General features: G+C 42.6%; 18 protein-coding genes. 16 read left to right on the top strand and 2 right to left on the bottom strand.

What is annotated here, in order from left to right; all coding sequences use genetic code 11:
• Window positions 1–50 precede the first annotated feature (50 nt).
• On the bottom strand, window positions 51–503 hold the full coding sequence (locus AC5ZC7_RS20950) for an Hsp20 family protein (protein ID WP_496156941.1): 453 nt from the start codon (window positions 501–503) through the stop codon (window positions 51–53).
• Between the two features lie 237 nt (window positions 504–740).
• Here AC5ZC7_RS20950 and AC5ZC7_RS20945 point away from each other — a divergent pair, with 237 nt between their 5' ends.
• From AC5ZC7_RS20945 to AC5ZC7_RS20870, 16 genes are all read left to right on the top strand, one after another.
• The gene (locus AC5ZC7_RS20945; RefSeq protein WP_291918592.1) at window positions 741–1154 is read left to right on the top strand and encodes a BrxA/BrxB family bacilliredoxin; all 414 of its coding nucleotides are present in this window, start codon (window positions 741–743) and stop codon (window positions 1152–1154) included.
• A 129-nt stretch (window positions 1155–1283) separates the two neighbouring features.
• Entirely contained in the window at window positions 1284–2585 is a 1302-nt protein-coding gene (locus AC5ZC7_RS20940) for a prolipoprotein diacylglyceryl transferase family protein (protein WP_496156942.1), read from the top strand.
• A gap of 7 nt (window positions 2586–2592) precedes the next feature.
• Complete coding sequence (locus AC5ZC7_RS20935; protein ID WP_496156943.1) at window positions 2593–3024, top strand: hemerythrin domain-containing protein; 432 nt, start codon at window positions 2593–2595, stop codon at window positions 3022–3024.
• A gap of 170 nt (window positions 3025–3194) precedes the next feature.
• Window positions 3195–4130, top strand: a complete 936-nt coding sequence (locus tag AC5ZC7_RS20930; RefSeq protein WP_496156944.1) for a DUF2167 domain-containing protein — start codon at window positions 3195–3197, stop codon at window positions 4128–4130.
• A gap of 313 nt (window positions 4131–4443) precedes the next feature.
• Window positions 4444–6924: a TonB-dependent receptor domain-containing protein gene (locus AC5ZC7_RS20925; RefSeq protein ID WP_496156945.1), complete on the top strand. Its 2481-nt coding sequence runs from the start codon at window positions 4444–4446 to the stop codon at window positions 6922–6924.
• A 336-nt stretch (window positions 6925–7260) separates the two neighbouring features.
• A complete protein-coding gene (locus AC5ZC7_RS20920) occupies window positions 7261–7827 on the top strand; it encodes a sigma-70 family RNA polymerase sigma factor (RefSeq protein ID WP_496156946.1) in 567 nt (188 codons plus the stop codon).
• On the top strand, window positions 7827–8384 hold the full coding sequence (locus AC5ZC7_RS20915; RefSeq protein WP_496156947.1) for a hypothetical protein: 558 nt from the start codon (window positions 7827–7829) through the stop codon (window positions 8382–8384). Before AC5ZC7_RS20920 ends, AC5ZC7_RS20915 begins: the two co-directional genes overlap by 1 nt.
• Entirely contained in the window at window positions 8368–9453 is a 1086-nt protein-coding gene (locus AC5ZC7_RS20910; protein ID WP_496156948.1) for a hypothetical protein, read from the top strand. The genes AC5ZC7_RS20915 and AC5ZC7_RS20910 overlap by 17 nt, the downstream gene beginning before the upstream one ends.
• A gap of 41 nt (window positions 9454–9494) precedes the next feature.
• Window positions 9495–10229: a GIN domain-containing protein gene (locus AC5ZC7_RS20905; RefSeq protein WP_496156949.1), complete on the top strand. Its 735-nt coding sequence runs from the start codon at window positions 9495–9497 to the stop codon at window positions 10227–10229.
• 93 nt (window positions 10230–10322) lie between these two features.
• Window positions 10323–10814, top strand: a complete 492-nt coding sequence (locus tag AC5ZC7_RS20900) for a YajQ family cyclic di-GMP-binding protein (protein ID WP_496156950.1) — start codon at window positions 10323–10325, stop codon at window positions 10812–10814.
• A 74-nt stretch (window positions 10815–10888) separates the two neighbouring features.
• The gene (locus AC5ZC7_RS20895) at window positions 10889–11140 is read left to right on the top strand and encodes a type B 50S ribosomal protein L31 (RefSeq protein ID WP_145674946.1); all 252 of its coding nucleotides are present in this window, start codon (window positions 10889–10891) and stop codon (window positions 11138–11140) included.
• A gap of 69 nt (window positions 11141–11209) precedes the next feature.
• Window positions 11210–12388 (top strand): putative sugar nucleotidyl transferase, encoded by a 1179-nt coding sequence (locus AC5ZC7_RS20890; protein WP_496156951.1) that lies wholly within the window; start codon window positions 11210–11212, stop codon window positions 12386–12388.
• Between the two features lie 13 nt (window positions 12389–12401).
• Window positions 12402–13163 (top strand): triose-phosphate isomerase, encoded by a 762-nt coding sequence (gene tpiA, locus AC5ZC7_RS20885; RefSeq protein ID WP_496156952.1) that lies wholly within the window; start codon window positions 12402–12404, stop codon window positions 13161–13163.
• A 149-nt stretch (window positions 13164–13312) separates the two neighbouring features.
• A complete protein-coding gene (locus tag AC5ZC7_RS20880; protein ID WP_496156953.1) occupies window positions 13313–13837 on the top strand; it encodes a GNAT family N-acetyltransferase in 525 nt (174 codons plus the stop codon).
• 225 nt (window positions 13838–14062) lie between these two features.
• The gene (locus AC5ZC7_RS20875; protein WP_496156954.1) at window positions 14063–14659 is read left to right on the top strand and encodes a 2'-5' RNA ligase family protein; all 597 of its coding nucleotides are present in this window, start codon (window positions 14063–14065) and stop codon (window positions 14657–14659) included.
• Between the two features lie 509 nt (window positions 14660–15168).
• Window positions 15169–15456 carry an acylphosphatase gene (locus tag AC5ZC7_RS20870; RefSeq protein WP_496156955.1) on the top strand — a complete coding sequence of 96 codons (288 nt, stop codon included), beginning with the start codon at window positions 15169–15171 and terminating at the stop codon, window positions 15454–15456.
• A 292-nt stretch (window positions 15457–15748) separates the two neighbouring features.
• On the opposite strand, the gene AC5ZC7_RS20865 is transcribed toward AC5ZC7_RS20870, so the two are convergent.
• Window positions 15749–16876: a C1 family peptidase gene (locus AC5ZC7_RS20865; RefSeq protein ID WP_496156956.1), complete on the bottom strand. Its 1128-nt coding sequence runs from the start codon at window positions 16874–16876 to the stop codon at window positions 15749–15751.
• Window positions 16877–16923: the final 47 nt, after the last annotated feature.

Genomic DNA, 16923 nt, shown 5'->3' with positions numbered 1-16923 from the left:
TTGCTTTCCCTTTAAAGTTGGCGGCTGTTAGCTGCCAGCTTTTGCTTCCCTTATTCCACTACTATTTCTTTAGGAGCATCCTGTTTGTTTTCCTTTTTACCAAGGGTTACTTTCAGGATACCATTATCATATTTTGCATTGATCTTGCCGGCATCTACCAATTCACTGATCGTGAAAGAGCGCTTGAAAGATTTGAAGCTGAATTCACGACGTACTTGCTTGTCGCTTTCGTTTTTAGTTTCTGCTTTTCTTTCTGCACTGATGGTGATGGCTTTTTCATCGGCGCTGATCTTGAAATCTTCTTTGGAGAAGCCTGGTGCTACCAAGTCCAGCACAAAAGATTCCGGCGTTTCAACGATGTTTACCGGAGGATGCGTGGTAAAATAATCGTTGGTCAGAAAATCGTCTTTTACATATTTATTTAATCCTCCGTTCAAAATGTCTTCTACAATTCCACCAAATGATTTGGGAAGCGGGCTGTGGTTAAATTTAATGTGTGTCATAGTTTCTATAAATTTTTTTAGTGTGAAATCAATTTTTGTTTGATACCGGGTACAGATCAAATGGGATACCATGTCACAAAAACTGCTATTTTGTTAGTAAAAAGGTTACAGATTATGACACTATGTCATTTGCATTGTAGTTGTTATGTCAAAAAGTCTAATTGCGCATCCATTTTTTTACTTTTTGGCTGCATATGACTAACTTTGTAAAAAATTAAACAGAAAAAACTATAACATATGTATCCAGCGGAATTAGTAATGCCGAGAAAGGCGGAGTTAACAGATAATGGTTTCCAGGAACTGCTGACTGCAGGTAGCGTGGATGAAACACTGAAACAGGAAGGAACGACCCTGGTGGTGATCAATTCGGTATGTGGCTGTTCTGCCGGTACTGCCCGTCCGGGTGTATTAATGGCGGTAGCACACAGCGAAAAGAAACCAGACAGGCTGACGACCAGCTTTGCAGGTTTTGACGTAGAAGCAGTACAACAAATCCGTACGCACCTGTTGCCTTATCCTCCTTCTTCTCCGGCGATTGCGTTATTTAAAAATGGTGAACTAGTACATTTCATCGAGCGTCATATGATTGAAGGCCGTTCTGCGCAAATGATTGCTGCGAACCTGCTGGACGCTTTTGAACAATATTGCTAAAAATTCATATTTCTAAAATCCAAATTTAGAAATTCGAAATTGCATCGTACTTTGGTGGTTTGATTTTCCTTTTGATTAAATTCGGCTTTGTTCATAGGAAAGTTCAGATCACCAATTTTTTTTAAGGCTATGTATCCTAATTTATATTACGCGTTCAGAGATCTGCTTGGCTTAGAGATTCCATTTTTAAAGATTTTCCAGACGTTTGGCTTTTTTGTGGCCATCGCCTTCCTTGCAGGCGCTTATATTTTAACGCGTGAACTGAAACGCTATGAGCAACAAGGTTTGCTGAAAGGTGTTCCTGAGAAAATAGTGATAGGCCTGCCTGCTACGCAGGGAGAAATTATTGGTAATGCGGTGGTAGGATTTATCATCGGATATAAAATATTGGGTATCTTCTTTCAATGGGATACTGCCTCCGCAGATTTGCAGTCGTTTGTATTTTCAGGTCAGGGCAGCCTGGTGGCCGGTATACTGTTAGCCGCTGTGATGGCCGCCTATAAATATTACACGAAAAAGAAAAAGGCATTGCCTAAACCCCAGGAGCAAACAGTGATGGTAATGCCACATCACCGTGTGCCCGATATTATTGTCATGGCGGCGATTGCCGGCTTACTCGGTGCAAAAATTTTCCATAACCTGGAGAACTGGGGCGACTTTGTGAAGGCACCCGTAGAAGCATTGTTATCTTTCAGTGGTCTTACTTTTTATGGAGGACTCATTGTAGCCGCTATTGTGATTATCAGCTATGCCCGTAAAAAACAATTTAATATCCGTGCATTAATCGATAGTGCTGCGCCTGCGTTAATGCTGGCCTATGCAATTGGCAGAATGGGTTGTCATTTCTCCGGAGATGGAGACTGGGGTATCTATAACAGTGCTTATGGTATTGATACCAACACCGGTCATACTGTGAAAATGGCTCCTGCTACTTTTGATGATGCGGTACAAAAAAATATACTGTTCTTCCAGCAACAATACGGTCCCCAGGATCACATTCCGCATGCGTCCTTTGAAAAGCCTGCTGCGCTGGGCTTTGTACCCGACTGGCTTTTTGCATACGGATATCCGCACAACGTTATTAAAGAAGGCGTGCAGCTGGCTGGCTGTGATGGCCCTTATTGTAAAGTATTACCTATTGCCGTATATCCTACACCGTTATATGAGATCATTGTTTGCCTGGCGCTGTTCCTGGTGCTTTGGGCCATTCGTAAAAAGGTGACTATACCTGGTGTTATATTTGGTATATACCTTATATTAAATGGTATTGAAAGATTTTTTATAGAGAAGATAAGAGTCGACACCCGTTACGATATCTTCGGTTTTCACCCTACCCAGGCAGAAATTATTTCTACGCTCCTGGTAATTGGTGGTATTATATTGATTGTCATCTACCGAAAAAATAATACTGCCGCTAATAAGCTATCCTGATTACAATATGCAACGTCACCCTTCATTAATTTCACTGTCGCACGAACACAAGCGCCTGCTATTTGTGTGCCGCTACCTGAAAAAAGATGCCGCACCCTACGAAGGCTTTCCCCTGGAAACACAGGCCAGGTTTGAATATATTATTAAGGTATTCCAGGAACTGATGGTTCCGCATATCCAGAAAGAAGAATATCTCTTTGAAAAATGCGCAGGCAAAAGTACCGCTATTGATACCATGATACAGGAATTACAGGCTGAACACCTTGTTATTTCCCGGATGTACAGCACGCTCACTGATAGCACAGACCTCGATGCGGCTATGGATGTATTGGCCAATAGCCTGGAAACACATATCCGCAAAGAAGAGCGGGAATTTTTCGAACTCCTGCAGCAGGAATTACCAGACCTGCTGAACACCCTGCAACTGGACCATGAATAAATGTATTTAACGTGTTATTGTCCTGGTTCGATTTTAAAGGTATTTTTTCAGTAGAGTTATAGTAGCACTATGTAGTTGTATTTTTAATCTGACTATTAATCGTAACCCTTTTATTAGTTTATCCTTGTTTGTTGAACTGGTAAATAACCTGTGGCTATTTAATTAGTTTTATGCGTACGTTTTATTGCAGCTTCATATGGCTTTTGTGTTTAACGGTGAACCTCAAAAGCCTTGGATTATCCAGGGAAGACAGTCTTAGTAAATATGACAAGCTGGATTCTACTGACATTATCGTGGCATCCTTTTCTTATAAGACAGGTGAACAGGAACTTGGACAGGGGGTTACTATGCAGGTACCTGAAGGTTTCCGTTTGCTGGATGCTGCGCAAAGCCGCCGGTTGGTGGAAGGCTTGTGGGGAAACCCGGAAAATCCAAATACCCTCGGCATCTTGTTGCCGGCCCGGGTAAGTCCCAGGGACAAGGATTTCCGCGGGGTAGTGATTTCTTTCGAACCTTTTGGATACCTGGACGAACGGGAAGCTGGCAATATCAATTATAATAAGTTGCTCCGTGAAATGAAAGAGGAGCTAAAAAATGAGAATGTATTACGCCGCCGTAACGGAGCAGGAGAGATTACCAGTATGGATTGGGCATTTCCTCCTTTTTTTGACAAGGAAAATCGTTCCCTTCACTGGGCAAGAGTATTACATTTTAATAGTGGCGCCACTCCTGTGTTGAATTATGAAGTCCGCCTGCTGGGAAGACGAGGCTCTCTGTGTTTTACTGCTATTGGTAAAACAGGCGATATTTCAAAAATAAGGACACAGTTGCAACGGGTGGTGACGCTGGCCAGGTTTACCAACGGATATAGCTATACCGATTTTAACCCCCGTACTGATGAATCGGCCCGCTGGACACCGGAAGAAACGTTTTTTAACAGCAGGACTTTGTCTACCGAAAGCCTGTTATTAGGTATACGCAGTACATTATCAATGTTACTGGTATGCTTATGTATGATATTGTTTATCTATTTGATGCAAATCTACCATCATCGCCGCAAGCCCGGTTATCGTAAAATGATCGACTTCGATGAGCGTCTGAATTAAAACCACGCTCTTTTTCCCATCTTCCTGGTTATTTTATCCGCTTAAAATACCGGTTATCCGGTATTAACACCACTATTTTATATAGTGCCTATCCCCCTGCAACATTATGTTGCCTCAGTCGTCTTTTTAGTCGTCTCCATAGTTTTTACCATTCGTCCCTAGCTATAGACCGCTTGTGTAATGCTATGTACTGTGTAATACATAATACCTACTTTTACATCGTAGTAGTTAATCTACTGTAGTAGTTTAACTACTGTAGTATACAAGCTAAGGATCTAAAAAACCAAAAAGAATACCTCTAAACCGCCCTTATATGAACACAAGTATTAAAGCTATAACATTAACAATGAGTGTGTTAGCTGCAGCCTTTACCTCCAACGCCCAAAATGCACAAGGCGTAGCAGGACAAGTTAACCAGGCTGGAAACAAACCTGTAGAGTTCGCTACTGTAACCCTATTAAAAGCAAAAGATTCAACTTTAGTAAAAGGAGCCATCGCAGATATCAATGGTCGGTACGAATTTGAACAGGTAAAGCAGGGTAAGTACCTGGTTGCCGCAGTATCTATTGGTATGACCAAAACATATAGCCCGGTGTTTGATGTGGCCGGCAGCAAAGTACAGGTACCAACCCTGTCACTGGCAGCCGTTTCCAAAGCACTGAAAGGTGTTGATGTAACCGCCCGCAAGCCATTTGTAGAGCAAAGGGCTGATAAAATGGTAGTAAATGTGGAAAGCAGCATTACCGCCGCCGGCGGATCTGCCATGGAAGTGCTGGAAAAATCTCCCACTATCAATGTAGACAAAGATGGCAATGTTTCTATGAAAGGAAAGGCGGGTGTTATCATTATGATAGACGGAAAGCCTACCAACATGACATCACTGGATGTGGCAGAAATGCTGAAAAACATGCCGGCAACCAATATCGACCAGATTGAACTGATATCTAATCCTTCTGCCAAATATGACGCAGCTGGTAATGCAGGTATTATCAACCTGAAACTAAAGAAGAACTCCAACTATGGTACCAATGGTAACCTGACTATTGGCGCAGCCCAGGGAATTCGCCCGCGCTGGAACGGTGGCCTGAACCTGAATCACCGCAATGCTAAATTCAATGTGTTTGGTTCTTATAATTACAATCACCGCGAAGCACAGCAAGACCTGGGCGTATATCGTTCTTTCACCGATGAAAACGGTTTAAGAGTGTATGACCAGACGAATAAAATGCACCAGAAATCTGATTACCAGGGAGGTAAAATAGGTGCAGATTATTTTATCAGTAAAGGACATACCATTGGTGTGATGGTGGATCTGGCCGACAGAACCCAGCGTTATCCTTCGCAATCCATTACGAATATTGGCAACAGCCACCGTATAGACTCCATCCTGAATACCAACAGTAATTATGATAGTAAATGGAGAAGAGGTTCTTATAACCTTAACTATCGTGGTATCCTGGATTCTACCGGAAGGGAACTGAATATTGACCTGGATTATGCACGGAATACAGACAAACAGACAACCAATATTTTCTCCTTGTCTCGCGATGCAGAAGGCAAACGCATAATGGGTAGCGATACTTCCCGCAATAATCAGCCCTCCCGCATAGAAATCAAAACGGCCAAGCTGGACTATGTGCAACCGCTGAAAAATCAGGCAAAACTCGAAGCTGGTGTGAAAGTGGGCTTTGTAACCACCGATAATAATGCCCGCTTTGACTCACTGAGAAACGATACCTGGATATTGGATAATAACCGCTCTAACCATTTTATCTATAAAGAAAACGTAAATGCCGCTTATATCAATTTCAACAAGCAGTTTAAAAAGCTGAATGTACAGTTGGGACTGCGTGGAGAACAAACCAATATCTCCGGTAATTCTGAATCGGTAGACGCAGTAGGTAAAGAGGTCATTAAAAAGAATGATTCCAGTTACTTTAACCTGTTTCCCAATGTGGCATTGAGCTATACGCTGAATAAGAACAATACCCTGGGGCTGAGTTATAGCCGTCGTATTGAACGCCCGAGCTACGAAGACCTGAATCCGTTTGAGTTTTATATCGACAGGTATACCAAGCAATCCGGTAATCCTTATCTCCGTCCGCAGTATTCCAACAACTTTGAGTTGACGCATACTTTTAAGGATTTCCTGATTACTTCCATCGGTTACTCTCATACAAAGGATATGATGACAAGAATACTGGAAGCGGAGGTAGACAGAAATACCGGCGATACTTCTGTTATCCGTTACAAATACCAGAACGTGGCTAAGTCAGATAATTTTAACCTGAATATCTCTGTACCTATGCCTATCACCAAATGGTGGATGAGCTTTACCACCGTATCTGTTTCTTATGCCAAATACGAAACTATGGTGGATAACTCACTGGTGAAACTGGCTTCCGGCGCCTTCTTTGGCCGTACCCAGCAGACATTTACCCTGAGCAAGAACACCGCAGCGGAAGTGACTTTCTTCTATGTATCTCCGCAGGTAACCAATGAGGGATTGTTTAAAATGAAGGCTATGAGCTCCCTGGATCTGGGTGTATCACAAAAAATAATGAAAGGTAAGGGTTCACTGAAACTGAATGTAACGGATGTACTCGGGAACAACTACTTCCGTGGTGACTTTGCAAATGCTGGCAGATATACTTCCATCTACAGTAAATGGGATGCCCGCCAGGTTCGTTTAACCTTCAACTATCGTTTTGGTAACACCAATGTGAAGGCCGCACGTACCCGGACAACAGGATTGGAAGCAGAGCAAAATCGTATAAAGCAGGGTGGTAACTAATCCAGCCCCCTGTCCTAAAGATGGTTTTTTAGGTATATAAGGATGGAAAAACGTAGCCTCTCATTGGGCTACGTTTTCCTTTCAGATGTTCAAGTCGCAGTTTATACCAGTTTCGTCACAGAAAAAGGCCCTTTGGTGTAATTTGATCATGGGGGATGTTCCACCGGCATAATTTTGAAAAAAAAATCACAGGGCTAATCTTTTTGTCTTCTCTATAAAGTATTAATAATTAAATAGATAGAAAGGTTATCATCCTGGCAGAAAAGGCTTAGTGACAATAAATTGGAAAATCTTTCCAAAGCACATGCAACCTTTTTTACAATTACTGTCTTTATAATGAAAGCATCAGCAACTAACTTGAACCAAACGCAAATAGCAGAGAATGTAATCGACCGCTGCAAGAAGGGGGATGTTCGCGCATTCCGTGAATTGTATAATGCGTACGCGGCGGCTATGTACAATATCTGTTTGCGTATGACCAATAACGTAAGCGATGCTGAAGACACCTTACAGGAGGCATTCATCCAGGTACACCGGAATATTGGTAAGCTGGAACGCGAGCAAAGCGTGAGTGCCTGGATTAAACGGATCGTGGTAAATCATTGTTTAAATACACTGCGTAAAAAGAAAGTGTATTTTGAAGAGGTAGACGATGTGGAAGTAATGACAGAAGATGGTATTGATGAAGCGCAGTTTACCTCTACGGTGGCTGCTGTTAAATCCGCCATCCATGGTTTACCGCAGGGATACCGTACCGTGTTGAATCTCTATTTGTTTGAAGAGTATTCTCACCGGGAAATAGCAGAAATGCTGGGTATCACCGAATCGACCGTTAAAACGCAGTATATGCGTGCCAAAGAGAAAGTAAGGCAAATTGTAAAACAGCAAAATGTAACTCATTGATGCCAGACAATTTTGAAAGTTTTATCCAGCAGCATCGGGAAGATTTTGAGATGCCCGGACCTTCTCCAAAGGTTTGGGATGCACTGGAAAAAGAGCTCACACAGCAAAAGAAGGGGAGGGTGGTACAGCTTTTACAGAAAAACTGGTTTAAAGCGGCCGTGGTATTGGTATTGCTGGCAAATGCAGGCGCCTTGTTTTATTTTGCCCAACATAAACAGCACCAGCAACAGGAACTGGCGGTAATATCGCCTGAAATGCAGGAAGCGAAAGCTTATTATACTACACGCATCGACGAAAAGCTGAAATTAATCAATGCTTACCCGGCAGAAGAGCTGGGGCTTGATAGTGCTGCCCGTAAAGAACTGGAACTTCGCAATGATACCTATAAAGCGCTGGAGAAGGAATTGAAAAACAATCCCGGCAATGAAAGAATTCGCGCTGCTCTTGTACGCTACTACCAGTTGAAACTGGACTTACTGGACAAAATATTAGAAGAGTTACAGGCGAAGCGCGTAACTCCGGGTCACACAAAAAAGCAATATGAAGCTGAGATTTAAATGCTTGTTATTCCTGTTATTGCCAGTACTGGCGCAGGCTCACGGTGGAGGAACGGCTTACAAAAAAACAGTGGTTAAGAATTTTACAGTAAGCGATAATGCAACACTGAGTATCGGAAATAAATATGGAAAGATCATTTTTCATGCCTGGAACAAGAATGAAGTAAAGGCCACCATTACCATTACCGGCTTTGGCAAGAATGATGAACAAGCCCAGTCGATAGCAGACCTGGTAGATATTGCCACCGATAAAAGCAGTAATACAGCGGTATCCATGCGTACCGTGTATAACCCTTCCAAGGCTGGTTCCAGCTGGTTTTCATGGGGTGGGAAAATGGATTCCAAAGATTACGTGAATATTGATTATGACGTATACATCCCGCAAAGTTTGCAAAAGTTGTTAGTGGAAAACCAGTTTGGAGATGTGATTGCAGACAAGTTTACTTTTCCCGCTTCGCTGGACCTGAACTATTGCACGTTTGATATCAGGGAAGCAGAAGACCTTAGTTTTAGAATCAACTACTGTGATAAGGGCAAAATCGGGAAAGCCGGTAAAGTGGATGTACGGGGTAATTACTCTACTATTCGCGCAGATCAGTTGCGGGGACTGGAAACCAGTTCTAACTACAGCGAATATGCGATCGCTAAAGTAGGTAGTCTGAAAGTAGCGGCTAATTATGACGATTATAAAATAGAATCGGCTGAGCAGGTAGAAGGACGTTGTACTTATTCCGATGTGAGGATAGGAGAGCTGCAGCAGGCTATCAATGTAAGAATGACTTATGGAGATGTGAAAATAGCGAAAGTAGGTACTGGTTTTAAGCAGGCCTATTTACAGCTCACTTATTCTGATGCAAAAATAGTGTTCACCCGCAGGCAGCCCTTGTCTATTACCGCGAACCTGGTAAACGGAGACCTGGGTACTGGAGGGCTGGAGTTGAAGAATGTGGTATCTAACCAGCGGGGGTCGAGTTTGAATTACTCTGCGCTATCGGCCACGGGGAGTGAATCATCTCCCAATATAAAAATACAGGGAACCAATTCGGATGTTAATCTTGATGTTCAATAAAAAAAACGCCATTCTATTACCTTAAAAAATTTGTTACACATATGAAACGTATCAGTACCTTTTTAATGTTAGCCCTGCCTTTATTATTGGCGGTTGGTGTATTGGCTTCCTTTAAACATATCACAGAAGAAAGGATCCGGGGAAATGGAAGTATGAAGCAGGAGGCCCGTGATGCCAGCGCTTTTACAGATATCAGTACTTCCGGCGTTTATAAAGTAGAGATCACTCAGGGCAGCACCCATAGTATCCGGGTGGAAGCGGAGGAAAACCTGTTGCCATATATTGTAACGGAAATCAGTGGCGGAGAGCTGCGCATTCATTCTAAGAAAGGCTATAACATTCAGCCCACGAAAGACATCAAAGTATATGTAACCTTACAGCAGGTAGATAAGTTATCTGCCAGTGGAGCAGGAGGGTTTACCAATACCGGAGTGTTGAACAGCGATCGTATTCAGCTGCGGTTTAGCGGGGCCACAGATGCCAATTTGAATATCAATACAAAGAAAGTGGATGTAGGATTATCCGGCGCCAGCAATATTAAGCTGAAAGGCAGTTCAGATAAAGCAGAATATGGTATATCAGGTGCAGCAGATATTGATGCATTGGGTTTATCTGCTAATGACGTTTCTATTGGTATTTCCGGTACTGGTAAGGCCGAAGTATTTGTACAGAAAAAACTGGACGCCAGCATATCCGGCATGGGGTCTATAAAATATAAAGGCGATCCGAGCCTGACAAAGTCTGTTTCAGGCATGGGCCGGATCAGCAAAATTTAGTAACAAGTTAGATTTAGAGTATATATGCGGCAGGTAGTTCTCTACCTGCTTTTTCTTTTTTATATTTGCTGTTCGAATATAAAATTTATAGTTATGCCGTCCTTTGATATTGTTAGCAAAGTAGATTTACAAACACTGGATAACGCGATTAACACGGTGAAAAAGGAAATTACCAACCGGTTTGATTTCAAGGGTTCACATGTGGAAATAGCGCTGAATAAAAAAGAATTGGTGCTGAATGTTGAGGTAGACAGTGATATGAAGCTGGGACAGGTACTGGACGTACTGGTGAGCCGTTCCATGCGTCAGGGGCTGGATGCTACTATCTATGACATGAGTAAGGAGCCTTACCAGAGTGGTAAGGTATTTAAGAAAGATATACCGGTGCGGAATGGTATTAAGCAGGAAGATGCCAAGAAGATTGTGAAAATGATCAAAGACGCAGGTTTAAAGGTACAGGCGGCCATTATGGACGATATTGTGCGGGTTACCGGTAAGAAAATTGATGACTTACAGGAAGTTATCCAAAAAGCAAAGGAGGCCAATCTGGGTATACCTTTGCAGTATATTAACATGAAATCCTGATTTTTTTACGAATAATCTTTGGGTGTTAAAGAAATTTAGTTAACTTTGCACCCTGTATTTACAATAATTTTGATATGAAACAGGGAATCCATCCAGAAAGTTACAGATTTGTGATATTTAAAGATATGTCAAACGGTGACAGCTTTTTAAGCCGCTCTACTGCTCCTTCCAAAGAAACTGCAAAGTGGGAAGATGGCAATGAGTATCCGTTGATTAAGTTGGAAATTTCCAATACTTCTCATCCTTTTTATACTGGTAAGAACGTATTGGTGGATACCGCAGGACGTATTGATAAATTCAACAAGCGTTATGCTAAGAAAGCATAATTGCTAAGTAAAATATTTTTTAGTGAAATCCCATCGGCGTGTCGATGGGATTTTCTATTTTAGCCCCTTATGGAGCGTAATTATATTCTTTTTGACACGCCCGTACGTGAACTGTTATACCCTTTTACACATACCAGACCCATTGCCGCCTGCAGAGTAGGAATACTCACCATACAGGAGAAGTGGGAACACTGGCTGGGTACAGGAGTAAGCCATTTTACTGTACCGCATTTACAGGAAAAATTTCCATTGCTGCACAAAGACGGCAATAAGGTAAATATTTTATTGAGCGGACATATACTGCCGGATGCCGGATTAGTAGCCGCCATTGCTGCGCTGGAGCCGGACCAGGAGCTATATAAAGATCACCAGTTACTGGCTAAAGCGGTGCTGGCCCCCGATGTACCAACTTTACAGGCGGCCGACCGGAAAAATTATCCGGGAGAAGTACTGGGAATTTATAAGCCTTGGGATATCTTTGCGCTCAACGACAAAGCAATCAGGGCAGATTTTGAGTTGCTTACAGCAGGCCGCACATCGGCCATCTTATCACACACCAATCAACAAATCAATCATACGGACATTTTCCTGGAACCGGGTGCGAAGATATCGTGCAGTGTGCTCAATGCTAGTACCGGACCTATTTATATCGGGAAAGATGCAGAAGTGATGGAAGGGTGTTTGATCAGGGGGCCTTTTGCGTTGGGAGAAGGAGCGGTGTTGAAAATGGGGACCAAAGTATATGGAGCCACCACATTGGGGCCATTTTGTACCGGCGGCGGAGAAATCAAGAACAGCGTGATGTTTGGCTATTCCAACAAAGGGCATGAAGGTTACCTGGGGGATGCTGTGATTGGGGAGTGGTGTAACCTGGGGGCGAATACTTCCTGTTCCAACCTGAAGAATAATGTGTCTACCGTAAAGGTATGGGAAGAAGCCAGTGGGGCAGCAGTAGCAGCAGGCAAGAAATGTGGGGTATTGATGGGCGATTACAGTCGCTGCGGCATTAACACCATGTTGAATACCGGCACTGTGATTGGCGTATCCTGCAATGTATTTGGCGGGCATTTTCCACCTAAATTTGTGCCTTCTTTCAGCTGGGGAGACCAGGAGGATTACCGGTTAGTGGAGGCGCTGAAAGATGCCGGAAACTGGATGGCATTAAAGGGGCATGCTTTATCGGAGCAGGAGCAGGAGATATTGACGGCCGTATATGAATTAAGACATCAGAAAGACCTTAAAACTTAATATCACAGTATTTATGAGAAAGAAAATTGTTGCAGGTAACTGGAAAATGAATCTGACGCTGGCGCAGGGCGAGCAATTGATTAATGACATCCTGCAGGCAGGGCTTACCTTGAAAGAAGGACAGGAAGTAGTGGTGGCTACGCCGTTTCCTTATTTACTGAAAGCGAAAGCGTTGCTGAAAAACTATCCTGGTTTTTATGTAGCTGCACAAAATTGCTACAGTGAGAAGTCTGGCGCTTATACGGGTGAAGTATCAGCGGAAATGCTGCAATCAATAGGAGTAGATTATGTGATCCTGGGTCACTCTGAGAGAAGAGAATATTTCCAGGAAAGCAATGCAATGCTGGCGAAAAAGATTGACCAGGCACTGGCTAATGGACTGAAGCCTATTTTCTGTTGTGGAGAGCCACTGGAAGTAAGACAGGCGGAAACACAAAACGCTTATGTGGCCAAACAACTGGAAGAAAGTCTGTATCACCTGACAGCAGAACAACTGAAACAAGTGGTGATTGCCTATGAGCCTATTTGGGCAATTGGTACCGGGCTTACTGCCAGTGCTGCGCAGGCGCAGGATATGCATGCGTTTATCCGTTCACAGATTGCCAATAAATTTGGTCGTGAAGCAGGTTTGCACATCTCTGTTTTATACGGTGGTAGCGCGAAGCCAGGTAATGCGGCTGAGCTGTTTTCCAGTCCTGATGTTGACGGAGGCTTGATTGGTGGCGCGTCTTTGGTGGCTGCTGATTTTGTGGCTATTATTGAAAAGCTGTCGTAGTAAATATATTATTCAGCAAAGGGCTATCTCTTATTACATTTGAGATAGCCCTTTTTTATTTCGCATAAATTGAAATGAAGATGCTATTGGCAGCAGGGGAATATTCGCGATATTGGTCGGGATTTCCCTGTTAAGATAAAAGCAATGGTATGAAAACAGCAAGACTCATTTTCGAAAAGCCTGTAGCGGAGGACGTAACTACTTACTTTGAAATTTATGGTGACATTCGCACCAATCTTTATAATCCTTTTGGTCCGGTGCCTGATATGACTGTAGCGGAAGCCAATATGAAGCGGTTCCTGGAACATTGGGAGCGATATGATTTTGGTCCCTGGAAAATTAGTTTGGAAAGCCATCCGGAGCAGGTGATTGGCTATGCGGGATTGAGTCATAAAATGTATGGGGATGTAGACAGAATAAATATCGGATATAGATTCGCTGAAAGTGCCTGGGGGAAAGGGTATGCGACTGAATTCTGTAAAGCGGCCATTCGGTATGGGTTTGATCAGTTGAATTTTTCCGAAATATATGCAGTGGTAAGGCCTGTAAACCTGGCTTCCATTAAGGTGTTGGAGAAATCCGATATGGTATTGACTGGTGAACTGGATGATGTACCTGGGCAGGTAAAAAGCCTGGTGTATTATATCAGTAAGGCAGATCCGTATGCCTTATAATGGGTAGGCGGATAAAATATAAAAGCCTGGTAAATGTATCATTTACCAGGCTTTTAGTATTTAGAAGCTTTTGATTGGTATTCAATAGGTTGTATGTTTTTAACTCACTATTTTCTTTAGCAATCCTTATTTTTTTAGTAAAAAATGCTAAAAAAATTAGTATTTCCGAAAAAAGGTTGTATATTCGTATTGTCATTCTAACAGGAAGAATTAAAATATCAGGTTATGAATACGAATTATGAAACTTCGGAAGAGTTATTTGATTATTTGTTGGTGGTGAATCCGGATGCAACTGTATCTAAAGATGTGACCCGTATCCGCCAGTTTGTTGCTACTGAATTAAATGAAGTGGGAATGTCGGGAGCGCCGGTTCATGTGGCGTTGTTCAGATCAGCCTTCCCTGAGCGTTTTCAGGAAGATTTTGTTAGCATGTTGGATGAGGTAGCGCGTAAGCAGGCAGGATTTGCCATTTACACCTCAAAAATGGATGCTTTCAGACATGCAGACGGGCATAATAGTGTTTTCATCAACGTGGCGAACCCCAAGCCCCTGATTGAGTTACATCGTAATATCCTGCAGGCGTTTGAGTTAAAACCACAATCTTTCAAACCACATATTATGTTGGCCAGAGGATTACATGATGCAGAAGTCAACATGATCATGCCTTTGCTGGCGCAGCAATTATTTGTACGCAGCTTTAATTGTCATTGTTTTAGTTTGCTGAAAAGACCTGCTGCAGGTGGTAAATATGAACGCATTAAAGATTTTGTATTTGGAGATATTGAACACATGGTTGGTTCATTGTTCAACTATGCTGCATAAGCAGCTATAACATTATCTGATTCAGGATTGCCGGGTGGTAGATTCGCAGAATGAATGGATTGTAGGCGGAGAAAAATAATTTGTTATCCCCTATATCAATGTTCATCAGTGTTTGTTTCCCTCAAGTTAACCACTCTTTCATACTGTTGCTGTTGCAATGCTTTGTTTACCGTCCATACCATGGTGGTCATCGTTGGCAGCTGTTATTGATCCGTTAGCATACCCATTTAACGATGCTGCGCATCCATTGACCCGGCAAATCCTGGTTCAGGTAGTTGTATATTGCTCATCTCTTGTTTCTTATCCATTTGGATATCCGGCTTGGCGTGATGGCTGGTGGCCATTAAGGCTTCATGGGCCTGTCACTATTTAATCCCTTTTGTAATAAGTTTTTAGTTGTTTGTATCTTAGCGGAAATTTTGAATGTTTTTTAAGTGTATGTCCTTCTTCATTTGTATTGCATGCAGTTCGGAAAATAGGGCAACAACCGCGTTAATCGAGTAAAATTTATGACAACTAAGACAATTGTACACAAGGAAATTATAGTGAAAGGGCGTGTGCAGGGAGTGGGATTCAGGGCTAATGCAAAACGTGTAGCCGATTCAATGAAAGTACAGGGACAAGTAAAAAATCTGTTGGACGGAAATGTATGGATTCTGGCAGAAGCAGAAGAATCTGTTATGGAAGACTTTATCGATTGGTGTAAATCAGGACCTGCCATGGCGGCAGTAAAGGAACTGGAAATTACTACCGGCGAGGTACAACATATTAAAGGCTTTACTATCCTTTATTCATAAATCCCTGGTTCGGTTTAACAGCAGGTGTTCAGATACCTATGCCCCCGAAGCTGTTAGTAGGTGACTATCAGCATTTAGAAATCGCAGAGAAAAAGTTAACCAGAACCTTTTAGGCGCAAAGAAATTTAACGGAGCAACGCAACTGAATACTACCGTTTAAATTTCTTTGCGCTTTTATTATGTAGGCATTGAACCCTCAAGCATTAACTTTTATACATTGGCTATACTGCCTGATAATAGAAAAGGCAGCCTCCTGTTGGCGGAAGCTGCCCTTGCTATTACGGAGAATCGCTTAGTTGATACTATATTTCTTTTGTAAAGTCTTATCCAGTGCTGCTTTAGGTACTACTATCGTAATGGTATTTACAGCAAAATAAGCTTCGGATACATTCAGATAACCTCCAAACGGACTGGATTTAGTTCCCCATGAATTTTTTACCAGGAAAAAGGTTTTGCCTTTAGGTGTTTTCTCGATGCCCGTAATGTGCATCAGGTGATCATCCTGTGTAACCAGTTCTTCGTATAGTTGTTGGCGTGATTCCTGGGTAAAGGAAGGCTCCGCCATATCCGGATTGATGCTGTCTTTTTTCAGGGAAGTGTTTGGCTCAGGCAACATGGCGTATCCCAGGCTACCGGCAAAACCCCTGTTGCTTACATCTGCATCCCATAACACAGTATAACCTTTTTCCAGGGCTGATTCGGTGATGCCGGTTAATTCTTTTATGGGTACATTGTAATACGCGCCATTAGAGAAGTTATCCGGTACTTCTACCACGAAAGGTTGGTAAAAAGGATGATGTGTGAAGGAGGTCAGGAATACATAATCATTGGCATCAAACTTCACCACTTCCTTTGCATATGTTTGTGGAGTATAGGTTTTACCATTGTATTCAAAGGTAGCAGGTGGCTGGCCCATGTAATTATCCAGGATGCCGGTAAACTGGGAAACCCAGTTGTCGGGCACGGGAGAAACTTTGATGATGCTATCGAGGTATTTTTTCATGGCGCCTACCATTTCACTGTGATTATGCATGGTAGCATTGCCTTTGAGGCCACTGTATACACTTTCCGGCTCTATGCCATAAAGTGCAATGGAACGGATTACGTCGTGTGCCAGGCCGCCTTCATCGAAGCGGGCAAAGCCTTGCCGGCGTACATAGTTCTTGGCTTTTTCGATATAAACATTGCGGGCAGTAAACATTTCAGAGAGGTCCAGCTCAGGGAGTCCTTTACGCAGGCATTCTGATTCTACCATAGAAGTAGAGGAGAATGACCAGCAGGTACCTGTCATTCCCTGATTCTTAACCGGGGTGGCAGCATTAACTTTTCCTTTTACCAGGTTGTTGATCACCATGCCTTTTTCCTGGGCATTTACCATGGTGGTGGCAAACAAGGCTAGTGTAAGACAAAATGTTCTCATAATACAAAGTCGTTGATTTGTTAACCTAAAGATAAGGGAACGCCTAT

It is taken from the genome of Chitinophaga sp. 9-1-y (genome assembly GCF_059511905.2).
This window is presented reverse-complemented; position numbering and strand designations above follow the sequence as displayed.

Coding starts and splice junctions, on each gene's coding strand:
- AC5ZC7_RS20950 (WP_496156941.1), bottom strand. CDS start 503: ATGACACACATTAAATTTAACCACAGCCCGCTTCCCAAATCATTTGGT.
- AC5ZC7_RS20945 (WP_291918592.1), top strand. CDS start 741: ATGTATCCAGCGGAATTAGTAATGCCGAGAAAGGCGGAGTTAACAGAT.
- AC5ZC7_RS20940 (WP_496156942.1), top strand. CDS start 1,284: ATGTATCCTAATTTATATTACGCGTTCAGAGATCTGCTTGGCTTAGAG.
- AC5ZC7_RS20935 (WP_496156943.1), top strand. CDS start 2,593: ATGCAACGTCACCCTTCATTAATTTCACTGTCGCACGAACACAAGCGC.
- AC5ZC7_RS20930 (WP_496156944.1), top strand. CDS start 3,195: ATGCGTACGTTTTATTGCAGCTTCATATGGCTTTTGTGTTTAACGGTG.
- AC5ZC7_RS20925 (WP_496156945.1), top strand. CDS start 4,444: ATGAACACAAGTATTAAAGCTATAACATTAACAATGAGTGTGTTAGCT.
- AC5ZC7_RS20920 (WP_496156946.1), top strand. CDS start 7,261: ATGAAAGCATCAGCAACTAACTTGAACCAAACGCAAATAGCAGAGAAT.
- AC5ZC7_RS20915 (WP_496156947.1), top strand. CDS start 7,827: ATGCCAGACAATTTTGAAAGTTTTATCCAGCAGCATCGGGAAGATTTT.
- AC5ZC7_RS20910 (WP_496156948.1), top strand. CDS start 8,368: ATGAAGCTGAGATTTAAATGCTTGTTATTCCTGTTATTGCCAGTACTG.
- AC5ZC7_RS20905 (WP_496156949.1), top strand. CDS start 9,495: ATGAAACGTATCAGTACCTTTTTAATGTTAGCCCTGCCTTTATTATTG.
- AC5ZC7_RS20900 (WP_496156950.1), top strand. CDS start 10,323: ATGCCGTCCTTTGATATTGTTAGCAAAGTAGATTTACAAACACTGGAT.
- AC5ZC7_RS20895 (WP_145674946.1), top strand. CDS start 10,889: ATGAAACAGGGAATCCATCCAGAAAGTTACAGATTTGTGATATTTAAA.
- AC5ZC7_RS20890 (WP_496156951.1), top strand. CDS start 11,210: ATGGAGCGTAATTATATTCTTTTTGACACGCCCGTACGTGAACTGTTA.
- tpiA (WP_496156952.1), top strand. CDS start 12,402: ATGAGAAAGAAAATTGTTGCAGGTAACTGGAAAATGAATCTGACGCTG.
- AC5ZC7_RS20880 (WP_496156953.1), top strand. CDS start 13,313: ATGAAAACAGCAAGACTCATTTTCGAAAAGCCTGTAGCGGAGGACGTA.
- AC5ZC7_RS20875 (WP_496156954.1), top strand. CDS start 14,063: ATGAATACGAATTATGAAACTTCGGAAGAGTTATTTGATTATTTGTTG.
- AC5ZC7_RS20870 (WP_496156955.1), top strand. CDS start 15,169: ATGACAACTAAGACAATTGTACACAAGGAAATTATAGTGAAAGGGCGT.
- AC5ZC7_RS20865 (WP_496156956.1), bottom strand. CDS start 16,876: ATGAGAACATTTTGTCTTACACTAGCCTTGTTTGCCACCACCATGGTA.